Source organism: Micromonospora sp. NBC_00389 (assembly GCF_036059255.1).
Taxonomy (GTDB): Bacteria; Actinomycetota; Actinomycetes; order Mycobacteriales; family Micromonosporaceae; genus Micromonospora.
The window spans coordinates 2,762,224-2,777,900 of the sequence record NZ_CP107947.1; the positions used below are offsets into that span (position 1 = coordinate 2,762,224).

The 15,677-nt window shown below is 71.8% G+C and carries 12 protein-coding genes; 5 read left to right on the forward strand and 7 right to left on the reverse strand.

Features of this window, described 5'->3' with window-relative positions; all coding sequences use genetic code 11:
- Nucleotides 1-21: 21 nt before the first annotated feature.
- Together OG470_RS13145 and OG470_RS13150 are read right to left on the reverse strand one after the other, a co-directional pair.
- Complete coding sequence (locus OG470_RS13145; protein ID WP_328424087.1) at nt 22-1,212, reverse strand: threonine synthase; 1,191 nt, start codon at nt 1,210-1,212, stop codon at nt 22-24.
- Nucleotides 1,213-1,226: 14 nt separating this feature from the next.
- Nucleotides 1,227-2,276: a DNA polymerase ligase N-terminal domain-containing protein gene (locus tag OG470_RS13150; protein WP_328424089.1), complete on the reverse strand. Its 1,050-nt coding sequence runs from the start codon at nt 2,274-2,276 to the stop codon at nt 1,227-1,229.
- Nucleotides 2,277-2,370: 94 nt separating this feature from the next.
- On the opposite strand from OG470_RS13150, the gene OG470_RS13155 reads away from it, so the two are divergent.
- The 3 genes from OG470_RS13155 to OG470_RS13165 all read left to right on the forward strand — a co-directional run bounded on the left by OG470_RS13155 (nt 2,371) and on the right by OG470_RS13165 (nt 4,413).
- Nucleotides 2,371-3,156 carry an aldo/keto reductase gene (locus OG470_RS13155; protein ID WP_328424091.1) on the forward strand — a complete coding sequence of 262 codons (786 nt, stop codon included), beginning with the start codon at nt 2,371-2,373 and terminating at the stop codon, nt 3,154-3,156.
- 136 nt (nt 3,157-3,292) lie between these two features.
- The gene (locus tag OG470_RS13160; RefSeq protein WP_328424093.1) at nt 3,293-3,445 is read left to right on the forward strand and encodes a hypothetical protein; all 153 of its coding nucleotides are present in this window, start codon (nt 3,293-3,295) and stop codon (nt 3,443-3,445) included.
- Nucleotides 3,445-4,413, forward strand: coding sequence for a golvesin C-terminal-like domain-containing protein (locus OG470_RS13165; protein WP_328424095.1), 969 nt, complete (start codon nt 3,445-3,447; stop codon nt 4,411-4,413). Before OG470_RS13160 ends, OG470_RS13165 begins: the two co-directional genes overlap by 1 nt.
- A gap of 201 nt (nt 4,414-4,614) precedes the next feature.
- On the opposite strand, the gene OG470_RS13170 is transcribed toward OG470_RS13165, so the two are convergent.
- The gene (locus tag OG470_RS13170; RefSeq protein WP_328424097.1) at nt 4,615-5,754 is read right to left on the reverse strand and encodes a GH12 family glycosyl hydrolase domain-containing protein; all 1,140 of its coding nucleotides are present in this window, start codon (nt 5,752-5,754) and stop codon (nt 4,615-4,617) included.
- A gap of 305 nt (nt 5,755-6,059) precedes the next feature.
- Between OG470_RS13170 and OG470_RS13175 the strand changes: the two genes are divergently transcribed.
- Together OG470_RS13175 and ctaD are read left to right on the forward strand one after the other, a co-directional pair.
- Nucleotides 6,060-7,166 carry an FAD-dependent monooxygenase gene (locus OG470_RS13175; RefSeq protein ID WP_328424099.1) on the forward strand — a complete coding sequence of 369 codons (1,107 nt, stop codon included), beginning with the start codon at nt 6,060-6,062 and terminating at the stop codon, nt 7,164-7,166.
- Between the two features lie 119 nt (nt 7,167-7,285).
- Nucleotides 7,286-9,046, forward strand: coding sequence for an aa3-type cytochrome oxidase subunit I (gene ctaD / locus OG470_RS13180; RefSeq protein WP_328424101.1), 1,761 nt, complete (start codon nt 7,286-7,288; stop codon nt 9,044-9,046).
- Between the two features lie 640 nt (nt 9,047-9,686).
- Here the strand turns inward: ctaD and OG470_RS13185 are convergent.
- From OG470_RS13185 to OG470_RS13200, 4 genes are read right to left on the reverse strand one after another with little or no spacing between them, the layout of a single operon-like run.
- The gene (locus OG470_RS13185; RefSeq protein ID WP_328424103.1) at nt 9,687-10,937 is read right to left on the reverse strand and encodes an MFS transporter; all 1,251 of its coding nucleotides are present in this window, start codon (nt 10,935-10,937) and stop codon (nt 9,687-9,689) included.
- Nucleotides 10,938-10,977: 40 nt separating this feature from the next.
- On the reverse strand, nt 10,978-11,559 hold the full coding sequence (locus OG470_RS13190; RefSeq protein WP_328424105.1) for an isochorismatase family protein: 582 nt from the start codon (nt 11,557-11,559) through the stop codon (nt 10,978-10,980).
- A 52-nt stretch (nt 11,560-11,611) separates the two neighbouring features.
- Nucleotides 11,612-12,898: a nicotinate phosphoribosyltransferase gene (locus OG470_RS13195; protein WP_328424107.1), complete on the reverse strand. Its 1,287-nt coding sequence runs from the start codon at nt 12,896-12,898 to the stop codon at nt 11,612-11,614.
- Between the two features lie 16 nt (nt 12,899-12,914).
- Nucleotides 12,915-15,593: a LuxR C-terminal-related transcriptional regulator gene (locus tag OG470_RS13200; RefSeq protein WP_328424109.1), complete on the reverse strand. Its 2,679-nt coding sequence runs from the start codon at nt 15,591-15,593 to the stop codon at nt 12,915-12,917.
- Between the last annotated feature and the right edge of the window lie 84 nt (nt 15,594-15,677).

A 15,677-nucleotide genomic window follows, 5' to 3' on the forward strand; every position in this document is an offset into this window, starting at 1 on the left:
GTCCGCGGGGCACCCGCGGTCTCAGGCCAGCACGGGTACGGCGGAGACGTCGACGGTCTCCGGATACTTCAGCCCGGCGCCGGTGTTGAGCACCACGACCCGCTCACCGGCCCGGATCCACCCGCCGGCGCGCAGTTGCCGCGCCGCAGTCAGGCAGGCCGCGCCCTCCGGGCAGAGCAGCAGCCCCTCCCGGGTGGCGAAGTCCCGCAGGTCGGCCAGGATGTCCGCGTCGTCGACGGCGACCGCGGTGCCGGCGGACGCCCGCAGCGCGCCCAGGATCAGCTCGTCGCCCAGGGGCGCCGGCACGGTGATGCCGAACGCCACGGTGTGCGCGTCGGCCCACGGCTCGGCCCGCTCGTCGCCGGCGGCGAAGGCCCGCACGATCGGCGCGCAACCGCTCGACTGCACAGCCACCAGCCGGGGCAGCTTGTCGCCGATCCAACCCAGCTCGCGCATCTCGTGCAGCGCCTTGTGGATGCCGATCAGACCGACCCCGCCACCCGTCGGGTAGATGATCACGTCGGGCACCTGCCAGCCGAGCTGCTCGACGATCTCGTACCCCATCGTCTTCTTGCCCTCCAGCCGGTAGGGCTCGCGCAGCGTGCCGGCGTCGAAGATCGCGCCAGCGGACTCAGCGATCAGCTCGGCCACCCGCCGGCCGGCGTCGCTGATCAGCCCGTCGACGAGGCGCAGGTCGGCCCCGGCGGCAACGCACTCGTTCCGGCAGATGGTCGGCGCCGCCAGCGGCATGACGATGGTGGCACCCATCCCGGCCCGCGCCGCGTACGTCGCCCAGGCCGAGCCGGCGTTGCCGTTGGTGGGCATCGCGATGCGCTCGACGCCCAGCTCGCGGGCCCGGCTCACGCCGACCGCCGCGCCCCGCGCCTTGAACGAGCCGGTCGGGATCAACCCCTCGTCCTTGACCATCAGGTCCGTGATGCCGATCTCCGCGCCGTACGCGGGCGCGCGCAGCAGCGGCGTCCAGCCCTCGCCGAGCGTGGTGATGTGCCGCGGGTCGGCGACCGGCAGCAGCTCCCGGTAACGCCACAGGTCGGCCGGGCGCAGCGGGAAGCGCTCCGGCGTGACCGCCTTCGCCACCGCCGGCAGGTCGTAGCGGGCCAGCAGCGGGGAGCCGCACTCGCAGAGGTTCTGCAACCGGTCGGCGGCGTACTCCCGGCCGCAGCGCGGGCAGTCCAGGTGGGTCAGGTACACGTCGCTCCTCGCCGTCAGACCGCGTCGATGCTCAGCCAGCGTCGGCTGCCCCGGCCCGGCTCGTAGACCGAGTCCAGCCGCTTGGCGATCACGCCGGGCAGGCCTTGCTCCCGCCCGGTGCGCAGCGCCTCGTCGCCGGCGCCCGGAAACCACGGCGGAGTCTGCCAGTGCGTACCGGTCAATGCCAGCCCATCGAGCAGCTCCCGGCGTTGCGCGTACGGCACGTCGACGCTGCTCACGCCCTCCAACCACAGCAGGTCGACGAGCAGGTACTGGGCGCCCGCCGGAACCCGACCGCCGCTGGCCGGACGGGCCGGGCGGACCCGGCCGGCGCCGTCGATGCGGACCAGCACCCCGTCCAACACCGCCTCCGTCGGCGCCAGCGCCTCGGCCAGCGCGCGCAACCACGGGTACCCGGCGGTGATCTCCTCGTCGGTCTCGGAGAGCAGCCGGAGCCGTCCGCCGGAGACGTACGCCATCGCCCGGACCCCGTCCCAGCGCAGCTCGTACCCCCACGCGGCGTCGTCCCGGGGGAGCCCGGCGGCGGGCGTGGGGTGCATCGGGCGGACCAGTTCGGGCATCGGCGTCCAGCCGGGCGGAGCCGGGTCGGTGCGCCGGACCATCCAGTCCCGCCCGCCGGTCGCGAAGAGCGCGTAGCGGCCGGCGGTCCGCTCACCGGAGAGCGTCACGATCACCTCGTCGTCGCGCCACTTCTCGCAGTGGTACGTGCCCCGGTCGTGGATGACCATCTGGCCACCGCCGTACTCGCCGGCGGGGATCTCACCGGCGAAGTCGAGGTACTCCATCGGGTGGTCCTCGGTGTGCACGGCGAGGTGGTTGCGGCCCGGGTCGCGGGGCAGGCCGCGCGGCACCGCCCAGGAGGCCAGCACTCCGTCGTGCTCCAGACGCAGGTCCCAGTGCAGGCTGCGGGCGTGGTGCTGCTGGATGACGAAGCGGGCGTTGCCGTCGTCGGGGCCGGCCGCGGTCGGGCTCCGCTCCGGCACCGGCTCGGGCGTGCGGGCCGCGTCCCGTCGGCGCCGGTACTCCTCCAGCCGGTCCGTCACACCCGCATTCTCCGGCAAACCGGACGGTTGTGCTGGACACCGGAGTGTCCGGTTCACTCGCCGGCCGGGTCCGCGGCGGGGTAGAACGGTCCTCATGGACCTCACCGACCAGCCCACCGTCCTGCTCCCCGGTGACGTGCGGATGCCCCTGCTCGGGTTCGGCACCTGGAAGGCCACCGGTCAGGCCGGCTACGACGCGGTGCTGGCCGCGCTCGACACCGGCTACCGGCACCTCGACACCGCCACCATGTACGGCAACGAGCGGGAGGTCGGCCGGGCGGTGAAGGAGAGCGGGCTGCGCCGGGAGGACGTCTTCATCACCACCAAGGTTCCGCCGAACCGGGTGGGCCGGGAGCGGGAGACGCTGGAGGCCAGCCTGGAGGCGCTCGGTCTCGACCAGGTGGACCTCTGGTTGATCCACTGGCCGCCGTCGCCCACCGACAGCATCCCGATGTGGCGGGAGCTGTTGGCCGCCCGGGACGAGAACCTGACCCGGTCGGTCGGGGTCAGCAACTACAGCACCCCGGAGATCGACGAGCTGATCCAGGCGACCGAGGAGAACCCGGCGGTCAACCAGATCCGGTGGAGCCCGGCGCTGTACGACCGGCAGCGGCACGCCGAGCACCGGGACCGGGGCGTGGTGCTGGAGGGGTACAGCCCGTTCAAGACCAGCGACCTCAGCCACCCGGTGCTGACCAGGATCGCCGGTGCGCACGGCGTCTCGCCTGCGCAGGTGGTGCTGCGCTGGCACATCGACCACGAGATCCCGGTGATCCCGAAGTCGGTGACCCCGGAACGGATCACCGCCAACTTCGACGTCTTTCACTTCTCGTTGACCGCGGAGGAGATGCGCGACATCGACGCGCTCGGCGGCGCCTGACAGCGCTCCCGCTGCCAAATTCCTTCAGTGACCGGCTCGTTGATGAAGGGTATCGACATCGACGCTCGTGACGGTATAGCGTGCCCGTCATCACATTCGTCGATGCGTTCGAACCCGTCGTCGCTGGAGGATCTTCATGGCCCGGTCACCATCCATTCGTCTGCGCCGCCGCGGGATGCTCGGCATCCCCGCCCTGGTGGCCGTCGCGCTGACCACCGTTGCTCGGCCCACCCCGGCGAGCGCCGCGCCGAAGGTCGAGTGCCTGGCCGACCTTCTCGGGGCGTCCTGATGGCCACGATTCCCTGGCTCGTGGACGTGCTGCGCGCCGCCGGCGTCCAGGTCGTCGTCGAGGGCGACTGGCTCAACCGGATGCGGCCGGGATCCTTCGACCCGATCGGCGTGCTCTGGCACCACACTGCCGCGACCTCCAGCGCCAGCAACCCGCACCCGGCGCTCAACATCTGCATCAACGGCCGGTCGGATCTGGCCGGCCCGCTCTGCCAGGCGCTCGTCGACTACAACGGGGTCTTCCACGTCATCTCGGCCGGCCGGTGCAACCACGCCGGGGCCAGCGGCGGCAGTGGGCCGATTCCGGCCGGGGACGGCAACACCCTGATGATCGGGTGGGAGATCGACTACAACGGCGTCAACCAGCAGATGACCGCCGCGCAGTACAACGCGTCGATCGCCGCCACCGCCGCCGTGCTCACCCGGCTGGGCAGGGACAGCAGCTACGCCCGGGGGCACCGGGAGACCAGCACCAGCGGCAAGATCGACCCGTCGTTCATCGACCTGAACGTGATGCGCGCCGACGTGGCCGCGAAGATGTCCGGCGGCAATCCTCCGGCGTGGTCCTCCATCGTGGACAACACCACCGCTGGCCGGTTCACCGCCAGCGCCAACTGGGGCGTGTCGACGTACTCCGCGCAGCGGTACGGCGCCGACTACCGGTACGCGGAGCCGGTCGCGTCCAGCGACGCCGCTTGGTACAAGTTCAACGTCCCGGCCACCGCCAACTACCGGGTCGACGCCTGGTGGCCGGCGACCTCCGGCTACAACAGCGCCACCCCGTACATCGTCGCCACCAGCACCGGCAACCGGACGATCATCGTCGACCAGCGGGCCACCGGCGGGCAGTGGCGGTCCCTCGGCACGTTCACGCTTCCGGCCGGGGACGCCAACCGGGTGGCGGTGAGCCGGTGGAGCAGCGCCGCCGGCCTGGTCATCGCCGACGCCGTCCGGCTCACCCGGGTCTGACCCTGTCGTGGTGCGACGATGTGCGGTGAACCTGAACGACCTCGGCCCCGAGACGCAGCTACGGCTGATTGATCGCATGCTGGCTCTGATCGGGGAGCTTTCCGAAGCTGGTGAAGTCCCGGGCGGGTAGGGCAAGGGAGTGCGGGTGAGCAGTGGGGGCGTGACCGGATGGTCACGCCCCCACTGCCAGTTGGCTACTGATCAGGAGCGGGAGCAGGCCACGCCGTTGAGGGTGAAGCTCGTCGGCGACGAGTACGCGCCGCTCAGCGTCCCCTGGTACCCGAAGCCGGCCGTGCCGCCCGGGGCGAGCGTGCCGTTCCAGTTCAGGTTCCGCGCGGTCACCGCCGACCCGCTCTGGCTCACCGTGGCGTTCCACGCGCTGGTGACCTGCTGCCCGCTCGGCAGCGCGTAACTCAGCGTCCAGCCGTTGACCGTGCTGGACCCTGTGTTGGTGATCTGCACGTCGGCGGTGAAGCCGTTGTTCCACGAGTTCGGCGTGTATTTCACCGCGCATCCGGCGCCACCCGGCGGCGGGGTGGTCGGCGGCGGAGTCGTCGGGGGCGGCGTGGTGGGCTGTGGGCCGCCACCGTTGACGGCGGCGGAGAACGAGGTCACCGCCAGACCGGCACCACCCTGCCAGGGCTCGAAGCCGGCCTGGATGCTGGTCAGGTACCAGCTGTTGGTGATCGCGCCCCGGTTGCGGACGTCGGTGATGAAGTCGAGCACGCTGAAGTTCAGGCTGGTGATCGGTGACGGCGCGACGTACGAGATGACGTTGTTGCCGCCGTTGTTGCCCCGCCAGACCTCCCAGGTCCGGCCGACCAGGGTGGTCGTGCCGACCGGTGAGCCGATGGGCTGGATCGAGCCCTGCCGGTTGAGCCAGATCATGATCTCCATCTGGTTCACCCCGTCCCGCTTGGGCGTCGGGTCCAGCCAGATGTCGTACGAGGCGTTGTAGGTGGCGCCGCTGACGTACCGGTAGTTGATGCTGCTCGTGGCGCTGCTGATCTGGCTCACCTGGATCGGCAGGTTCGTGCCGGGGGAGCAGTTGGTGTAGTGACAACCGAAGAACACCGAGGGGTACGCGGTGGGCGCGCCGTTGGTGGGGTTGCTGCCGTTCTGCGTGGTGATCTCGAAGCCGGTGTCGGTGACGTTGATGCACTGTTGGGCGGTGGTGCCCCACCGGTTGTTCTGCACCACGTACCGGCTCTGGATGACGGTCGAGCCGTACTGCTCGCAGATCTGGGTGTCGGCGGAGGCGTTGCCGCCGAGGGCCACAGCGACGATCGAGCCGCCGAGCAGCAGGCCAGCGGCGACCAGGGCCCGAAGTGGACGTTTCATGACGCTCCTTGACTGCGGCGCGTGCCAGGCGCCGAAATGAGGTCGGGGCGGGTACGGGAGCGCTCCCACGCTCGATGACACATTTACATGTCTGATAGTGGTGCGCAACCGTACGCGTCAAACTGGTGAAATGTGAGGATTGCCACGCCCGCGCCGGACAGCCGGCAGCGGACGTCCAGCTAAGCGGCGGGAACCGCCGACGAGCGGCTCCGGGCGGGCCAAATGGGCCCTGGTGTGCGCCGATAGCGCCGAGTAGCGTGTTGCCTCCAACGCGTGCCGCATCCCCTCCGGAGGCGTACACCACCATGGGTGGCTCCCCCCTGCGCATCCTCGTCGTCGGCGCGGGCATTGCCGGCCTGGCCGTGGCCCGGGCGCTACGCCTGGCGGGCTTCCGGCCCGACGTCACCGACAAGCTGCCGCCGGGGGAGTCCACCGAGACCGGCCTCTACCTGCCGGGCAACGCGGCCCGCGCGCTGCACCGGCTGGACCTGCACGACCCGGTACGCCCACTCGGGCAGGTGATCCGCCGGCAGCGCTTCTTCGACGCTGCCGGCGCGCCGCTCTGCGAAGTCGACCTCGACACCCTCTGGGCCAGCGTCGGCGAGTGCCGGGCGCTGCCCCGGGCGGACCTGCACCGGGTGCTGCTCAGCGGAGCCGGCGGCGCCGTCCGGCACGGCGCCGAGGTCCGCACCCTGGACCTGCTCCCGGGCGGGGTCGGGGTCACCTTCACCGACGGCACCAGCACCGAGTACGACCTGGTCATCGGTGCCGACGGGCCGCGCTCCTCGGTCCGCGCGCTGGCCTCGCTCGGCGGGCCGCCCCGACCCGTCGGGCAGGTGGTCTACCGGGCCGTGCTACGCGACGGTCCGCCGGTCAGCGAGTGGACCGCCCTGCTCGGTCAGCGTTCCGGGTTCCTGATGGTGCCGATCGGCGCCGGAAGGCTGCACTGCTACGCCGATGAGGCCGGCACCGAAGCGCCGGCCGACCCGCTGGCCCGGCTGCGCGAACTCTTCGCCGACTACCGCGGCCCGGTGCCCGAGGTGCTCGCGGCGCTCGACGGGGTGCACGTCGGGATCACCGACGAGGTGGAGCTGGGGCGCTGGCACCGGGGGAGGGTGCTGCTGGTTGGCGACGCCGCGCACGCCACCGCGCCGACACTGTCCCAGGGTGCGGCCATGGCGCTGGAGGACGCGGTGGTGCTGGCCGAGTCGCTGCGCGCTGCCGGCAGCGTGGAGGCGGCCCTGGTCGCGTACGAGAGTCGCCGCCGCCCGCGTACCCGCTGGGTGCGGGACCGGACCCGGGACCGCAACCGGACCAGGGACGTGCCGCCAGCGCTGCGCGACCCGCTATTGCGCGGACGGGGCGGTCGGATCTTCGGAGAGCACTACCGCTTGCTGGTCGGGCCGCTGTAGATCGTGTCCCGCCACCCCACGCGGCGCTCCGACCTGCCGGGGACTATTCTTCCTGCGGATAACGGCCCGCCGATAACCAGCGTGTGCCGAGCGGGACAACCGAGAACCGGAGGCCACTCGTGACCACCGTCGCACCCAAGCCGGTCGTGACCCGGCCCTGGCCGGTCCGGGAGCCGGTCAAGGGGTCGGCCATCGCGCGGCTGCTTCGTACTACGGACGCGAAGCAAATCGGGATCATGTACATGGTCACCGCGTTCGTGTTCTTCATGATCGGTGGCCTGATGGCCCTGGTCATGCGGGCTGAGCTGGCTCGACCCGGGATGCAGTTCCTGTCGCCCGAGCAGTACAACCAGCTCTTCACCATGCACGGCACGATCATGTTGCTGTTCTTCGCGACGCCGGTCGTGTTCGCGTTCGCCAACTACGTCGTGCCGTTGCAGATCGGTGCACCCGACGTCTCCTTCCCGCGGCTGAACAGCTTCGCCTACTGGCTGTTCCTGTTCGGCGGGACGATGGCGACCGCCGGCTTCCTCACCCCGGGCGGTGCCGCCGACTTCGGCTGGACCGCCTACACGCCGCTGAGCAGCGTCGAGCACTCGCCGGGCGTCGGCGCCAACATGTGGGTGATGGGGCTGGCCATCTCCGGCCTCGGCTCGATCCTCGGTGCGGTCAACCTGATCACGACGATCCTGACCCTGCGCGCGCCGGGCATGACCATGTTCCGGATGCCGATCTTCACCTGGAACATGCTGGTCACCAGCCTCCTGGTGATCCTGGTCTTCCCGCTGCTGGCCGCCGCGCTGTTCGCGCTCGCCGCGGACCGCCTCCTCGGCGCCCACGTGTACGACCCGGCGACCGGTGGGCCGATGCTCTGGCAGCACCTGTTCTGGTTCTTCGGGCACCCCGAGGTGTACATCATCGCGCTGCCGTTCTTCGGCATCATCAGCGAGGTCATCCCGGTCTTCTCCCGCAAGCCGATCTTCGGCTACAAGGGGCTGGTCGCCGCGACCATCGCGATCGCCGCGCTCTCGATGAGCGTCTGGGCGCACCACATGTTCGCCACCGGCCAGGTGCTGCTGCCGTTCTTCAGCTTCCTGAGCTACCTGATCGCCGTGCCCACCGGTATGAAGTTCTTCAACTGGATCGGCACCTTGTGGCGGGGGCAGATCAGCTTCGAGACGCCGATGCTGTTCGCGATCGGCTTCCTGGTCACCTTCCTCTTCGGTGGTCTCACCGGCGTGCTGCTGGCCAGCCCGCCGCTCGACTTCCACGTGCACGACTCGTACTTCGTGGTGGCGCACTTCCACTACGTGCTCTTCGGCACCATCGTGTTCGCGGTCTTCGCCGGCATCTACTTCTGGTTCCCGAAGATGTTCGGCCGGATGCTCGACGAGCGCCTGGGCAAGGTGCACTTCTGGCTCACCATGATCGGCTTCCACACCACCTTCCTGGTGCAGCACTGGCTCGGCAACGAGGGCATGCCCCGTCGGTACGCCGACTACCTGCCCAGCGATGGCTTCACCACGCTGAACATGGTCTCCACGATCGGCGCGTTCATTACCGGTATCTCCACGCTGCCGTTCATCTACAACTGCTGGAAGTCGTACAAGACCGGCCCGGTGGTCGAGGTGAACGACCCGTGGGGTTACGGCAACTCGCTGGAGTGGGCGACCAGCAGCCCGCCGCCGCTGCGCAACTTCGACCGGATGCCCCGGATCCGCTCCGAGCGGCCGGCGTTCGACATGAAGTTCCCGGAGCTGGCCGCGGGCGGCCAGAGCCTGGCCGGCCCGCCGGAGGGTGGCGCCAAGCCGCTCACCAGCGAGTCGGACGGCGGGGCCAGCTACCGCGAGGACACCGCCAGCGACATTGACCGGAACTGACGCTCAGCTCAGCAGCCGTACGACGGGCGCCGCCCCCGGGACCACAGGGAGCGGCGCCCGTCGCCATGTCCGGCCACCGTCGGACCCGCGCTCGCCTCATGCCCGGCCCGACCCGGCCCGGCCCGACTGGCTTGGCGCGGCTGCCCGGCCGGCGTGGCTCGGCTCGGCCTGGCGTGGCTGGCGCGGTTCGGTTCGTTCGGCTTGGCCGGCTGGCGCGGCGCGGTTCGGTTCGGCTCGGTTCGGTTCGGCTCGGTTCCGAGTCGGCTCACCTAGCGCAGCCGGCGGGCGGCTCAGCTCGGCCCGCGCTTCCGCCCGGCCCGGCTCGCTCGGCTTGCTTCGGTTCGGCCTGCGCTTCCGGCCGGCCCCGGGGTCGCCCGTCCCGGCTGTCCGGCCACTGTTCCACATGAGCTTGATACCTGTGAGGCACAAATTTGCCTCACAGGTATCAAGCTCTTTTGTGCATGCTGCCCGGACGATCGTCGCCATCTCGACGTGGCCCCTAAGAACAGCGCCCGCTGCCCGGTGCCTGCTGGCCCGGTGCCTGCTGGCCCGGCGCCGGCCCGCTCTCAAGGCTGGCAATCGCAGCGCCAACCAGGCGGGACGGGCGGGTTGCCGCCCACCGGAATGGTGACCCGGGACGTCAGCGGGTGGCGGGGGTGACGTCGGCTTCGACGGGCGGCGCCGGGGCGGCCGTGACGGCGTTGCGGCGGCGGCGCAACTCGATCGGGAGTACCACCAGGGTGACCAGCGCGCCCAGCGCGCCGGTCACCACGAAGCCCCAGAGCGGCGCGCTGGCGTCGATCACCGCGCCGGCGAGCGGAGCGCCGATCGCGATGCCGACGGTGACCGCCGACCCGTGGAGGCCCATCGCCTCTCCGCGTACCTCGGGCGGGGCCAGCCGGCTGACCGCGTCCGAGGCGGCCGCGATGGTCGGCGCGCAGAGCGCGCCGGCGGGGATCAGTGCCAGGCAGAGCAGCCACCAGTGCGCGCCGCCCAGTCCGATCGGGATGGTGCAGAGGCCGAGCGCAGCGGTCAGGGCCAGTGGGGAGATTGGACGGTGTACGGCACCGTAGGCGAAGCCGCCGGCCAGCGAGGCGACCGCCCAGATGGACAGAACCGCGCCGGTCCAGCCGACCTCGCCGCTCGCCCGCAGCACGGCCACCACCGCCACGTCGGTGCCGCCGAGCACCAGCGTGGCGGCGGTACTGACGGCCAGCACGGCGAGCAGTCGGGGGGTCAGCCACTCGCGGCGGGGCACCCGGCGCCGCGGGCCGGTCGGCTCGCTGGCACCCCGGATGGGCGGGTTGAGCAGCCACAGGCCGATCCCGGCGGCGACGATGCCGGTACCGACCAGGTACAGGGTCGTGCGCGCGGAGATCGCCGTGACCAGGGCCACTGCCAGCGCCGGGCCGATCATGAAGGACAGCTCCACCGACATCGAGTCCAGCGCGTACGCCGGGCGGCGCCGGTCCTCCGGGACCATCGCGGCGATCGACTGGCGGACCACCGAGAAGATGGGCAGGGCGAGCGAGCCGGCCACGAAGGCGGCCGGCAGCAGCAGTGGGTACGACAGCGAGGGCGCGGTGGTCCAGAACACCGCCTCGGCGATCGCGGTGAGCACCAGGACGGGGCGCAGGCCACGCCGGTCCACCAGCCGGCCGAGCAGCGGGCCGCCGATCGCCGCGCCTACCGTGACGGCCGCGCCGACCAGGCCGGCCGCCCCGTAGCCCCGGTCGAGGTCGAGCACGACGTAGAAGGTCAGCGTCACACCGGTCGCGGTGAGTGGGATGCGGGCGAGGACGGCGAGCAGCAGCAGCGACCGCAGGCCGGGCACGGCGAGCGCTTCCCGGTAAGGCTTCATGTTCACGTGGGTCCGTACCTCCGGCGACATCCTCGACCGGCGGCGGGCGGATGACCAACCAATTACCGCCTCATGCGGCCCTGATCACAGGCTGACCGTGCATGGTCACCCCGGCGCCGTCCAGTGCCCGCAGCGCCACGTCGGTGGTCTCCGGAGCGACCGCGGCGGTCAGTTCGAGCAGCACGGTGGTGGCGAAGCCCTCCCGGGCGGCGTCCAGCGCGGTCGCCCGGATGCAGTGGTCGGTGGCGATGCCGACTACGTCGACCTGGTCCACGTCGTGCCGGCGCAGCCAGTCGGCCAGGCACTCGCCGTCGTCGGCGTGCCCGTCGAACCCGGAGTACGCCGCCGCGTGCTCGCCCTTGTGGAAGATCGCCTCGACCCGCCCGGTGTCCAGATCGGGGTGGAACTCCGAGCCGCTGGTGCCGACCACGCAGTGCCGGGGCCAGGACTCCACGAAGTCCGGCGGATCGCCGAAGTGCGCGCCCGGGTCGATGTGGTAGTCCTTGGTGGCGACCACGTGTGCCCAGCGGTCCGGCTCGGCGGCGAGCAGTCGGGAGATGCCGGCGGCCACATCCGCGCCGCCCCCGACGGCCAGCGAGCCGCCTTCGCAGAAGTCGTTCTGCACGTCCACGATGATCAGTGCGTTGGCCATCGAGGTCTCCCTCTCCTCATGATCGGGTCTGCGGTGCCGGTCCTGGATGAGCTCAGTCGGCGGGTACGACGCTGACCGGTACGGCCGGGTCGCCGCCGGAGAGCTTCAGCCCCTCCCACGGGATGGAGATCAGGCATTCGCGCAGGTGCTCCCGCGACTCGTCCAGCGACGGTAGGGCCACCGGCTCGCCGTCGACCACGTACGAGCGCTGGAGCATCCGGTCGTTGGGCTGCCGGTCCGGTACGCCCTGCGGGACGATGATCTCCTCGGTGGCGGTGCCGGTCGGCTTGTGCCGGCGGACTGCCACCTTTCGGCCACCGATGGTCGCCTTGTGCTCGGAGCGCTTCACCACCGGCCGCCCCTCGACCTCGACGAGCTTGTAGACCAGCCCGGCGGTCGGCGCACCGGAGCCGGTGACCACGGCTGTGCCCGCGCCGTACATGTCGACCGGCTCGGCCGCCAGCGAGGCGATGGCGTGCTCGTCCAGGTCGCCGGAGACGATGATCTTGGTCTCGGTGGCGCCCAGCGAGTCCAGCAGCTCCCGGGACTGCTGAGCGATCACCGCCAGGTCACCCGAGTCGATCCGTACCGCCCGCAGCTCCGGCCCGGCCACCGCGATCGCGTTGCGAATGCCCTGGCTGATGTCGTACGTGTCGACCAGCAGCGTGGTGTCCTTGCCCAGCGTGGCGACCTGCGAGGCGAACGCCGCCCGCTCGTCGTGGTGCAGCAGCGTGAACGCGTGCGCCGCCGTGCCCGCGGTGGGGATGCCGTAGCGCGCACCGGCGGCGAGGTTGGAGGTGAACCGGAACCCGGCCAGGTACGCCGCGCGCGCCGCGGCCACCGCGGCCTCCTCGTGCGCCCGCCGCGAACCCATCTCGATCAGCGCGCGACCCCGCGCCGCGGTCACCATGCGGGCTGCCGCGGCCGCCACCGCGCTGTCGTGGTTGAGCACGGAGAGCACCAGGGTCTCCAGCACCACGCACTCGGCGAAGCCGCCCGAGACGGTGAGGATCGGCGAATTGGGGAAGAACAGCTCACCCTCGGCGTACCCGTCGATGTCGCCCGTGAAGCGGTAGTCGGCGAGCCAGGCCGCGCCCGCCTCGTCGACCACACCGGTCCGGCTCAGGAAGTCGATCTCCGTCGGGTCGAACCGGAAGTCACGGATCAGGTCGATCAGCCGGGCCGTCCCGGCGACCACGCCGTACCGGCGGCCGGTCGGCAGCCGGCGGCTGAACACCTCGAAGACGCAGCGGCGGTCGGCGGTGCCGTCCTTCAGAGCCGCGCTGACCATCGTCAGCTCGTAGTGGTCGGTCAGAAGCGCGGGGCGGAGGGTGCTCACCGCCCAAGCCTAAGGTTCAGCCTGAGTCGCCGCTTTCGTGCCCCGGGATCGATCGCAGCGCAGCCCACAGCTCGGCCCGGGCGGTCACGCCGAGCTTGGTGTAGATCCGCTGGAGGTGGTTCTCGACGGTGCGGGCGGAGAGATAGAGCCGCTCGGCGATGGCCTTGCTGGTCGCACCGTGGGCGGCGAGGCGGGCCACCTGCCACTCCCGTTCGGTCAGCACCGGCGCCCCGGCGTGCAGCGCCGGCGTGCGGATCAGCTCGCAGCGGCCGAGCAGCCCGGCCAGGCGCTCCCGGGCCTCACCGGCCGCCGGCGAGTGCTGCTGCCGCAGCCGGTGCAGCGCTTGGGCGGTGGCCTCGGCGGCGTACACGTGCAGCTCCAGCGCGGCGTAGTCGTCGGCGACCGCGAGCAGACCCGGGGCGGAGTCGGTCACCGCGGCCCGGGCATGCCGGGCCAGCAGTGGCGGGAGCACCCCGTCGACCCGCTCGGAGAGCTCCGCGAGGCGTTGCGCGACGGTGCGCCGGCCGCCGTCGGAGCAGGTCGGCCCGACCGGTGCGCCGGCCTGGTCCAGCCGGACCAGGTCGTGCAGGACGTGCACCTCGTGCCCCGCGAAGCCGTCCGCGCGCAGCCGGTCCACCAGATCGGTGAGCTGCTTGGCTGCGCCGGGCAGGTCGCCCGACGCGGCGAGCACGGCGCCTCGGGCCTGCTCCAGCCACGGATAGAGCACCGCCATGCTCGGCGAGTGGGTGCGGTCCGCCTCGGCCATCGCCTCCGCTGCCTGCGCCGCATCGCCGCGCAGGGCCGCCGCCTGGGCCCGCTCGGCCTGGGCCAGACCGGCGTAGACCCGGCTCGTGGCCAGCACCGCGCAGGCGCCCAGCGAGGCCCGCATCGCCGCGTCGCTCTGCCCGCGCAGGCGGGCCGCGTACGCCTGGAGGATGGCCAGGTACCCGGTGCCGAGCCGGAAGTCACCGGCGCCCGCGAGGTCGGCGAACTCGTCGGCCACGATCGCGTCGATCCCGGCCAGGTCGCCGGTGAGCATGAGCCGGGTGCCCCGGGCCAGCTCCAGGGCCAGTTGCAGGTACGGCATGTCGGTACGCCAGCTGGCCGCCGCGGAGTGCACCTGGGCGATCGCCGTACCGCTGCGGGCGAGCTGGCCCTGCGCGGCCTGGACGTACGCGATGGTGCTGCGGGCAAGCTCGCGGGCGGCAACGCTCGCTGCCGGCCGGTCCAGCACCCGCTGGCTGAGCCGCACGGCGGTGGTCGTGTCCAGCCGATGCAGTCGCATGATCGCCTCGAAGGCGTGCACCCGGGACCGGTCGGCGGAGTCGCTGAGCTGCTCGACCCGGCTCGCCATCTCCTCCACCGTGGACTCCTGGCTCAGCCCCCAGTAGCTGACCATCCCCCGCACGGTCAGCCACCGGCAGAGCCGCCGCTCGTCGCCGGGCTCGGGAGTCACCGCGTCGAGGACGTCGATCGCCTCGTCCGGCCGGTCGGCGAACATCAGGATGGTCGCCAGCAGCTCCGCCGCGTCCGAGCCGCCGTCGGCGTTCAGCGCGGCGCGGGCCAGCCGGGTCGCCAGTGGCACGTCGTAGCGGGTGAACGCCTGCACCGCGGCGTCCACCAGCAGGGCGGCGTCCTGCGCGGTGCCCGAGTCGAGCCGCCACACCGCCACCCGCAGGAGGTCGTCGCGGCGGCGCTTGCCGACCCGCTCCAACAGCTCGGCGAGGTGCGCCTGGAGTCGTCGGGTGCGGCTGACCGGGCAGCGGCGGCGCATCACCTCGCCGTAGAGCGGGTGGGCCAGCCGGACGTCGGTCCGCCGGTCGCGCTGTACGACGCTGATCAGCCCGCGTTCCTCGGCGATCTCCACGTCGACCGGGTCGGCGGCCAGGTTGAGGAGGTGCAGGCCCAGCGGTTCGCCGAAGGCGACCAGCTCGACGACCGTGCGGACGCCGTCGGTGAGCTGCCCGACCCGGGTGTCGATGAGGTCGGTCAGGTTGGGTGCCAGCTCCAGGCGCCCGGTCCACTTCCAGATGCCGTAGGTGCGCTTCAGCTCCGCGCTGCCGTTGGCGGCGTGCACCAGCTCGCGCAGCAGCAGTGGGTTGCCGGACGAGAGGCGGCCGAGCCGGTCGGCGGAGCCGGCGTCGACCGGGCCATCCAGGATCGACGCCAGCAGGCCGGCGGTCTCCGCCTGTGGCATCGGGGTCAGCTCGATGTGCTCGACCAGGTCGTCGGTCCAGAGTGCCCGGATCGGCAGCGGGATCTGCTCGCCGTCGCGCAGGGTGCCGACCACGGTGGCGTTCTCGTCCCGGGCGACGAGATGCACGAGCGCGGCCGAGGGCGGGTCGAGCAGATGCGCGTCGTCGATGGCGAGCACGATCCGGCGGCCGGCCGCCTGCTGGTGCAGCACGCCCAGGGCCCAGCGCAGGATGCCGGCGGGGGAGAGCCCCTGGGGTTGCTCGGCGGGGAGGACCTGCACCAGCCCGCCGAACGGCAGTGCGGCGGTGGTGGCGCTGGCCGCGATGGACCAGATCGCGTACCGGTCGGTGGGCAGGGTGCTGACGCCCTCGCGCAGCAGCCGGCTCTTGCCGATGCCCGCGCTGCCGCTGAAGAAGAGCCCCCGGCCGGCCTCGCCGGTCACCGCAGCCAGCAGGCGGTTGAGCTCGTCGGTTCGGCCGACGAACTTCCATCGACTCATCCGGGCAGCATATCCATCGAAACCTGTCTGCGTGCGGACCGTCACGCACCGAAGTTGAGTAATCTCGTGATTACCGGTGAGTAT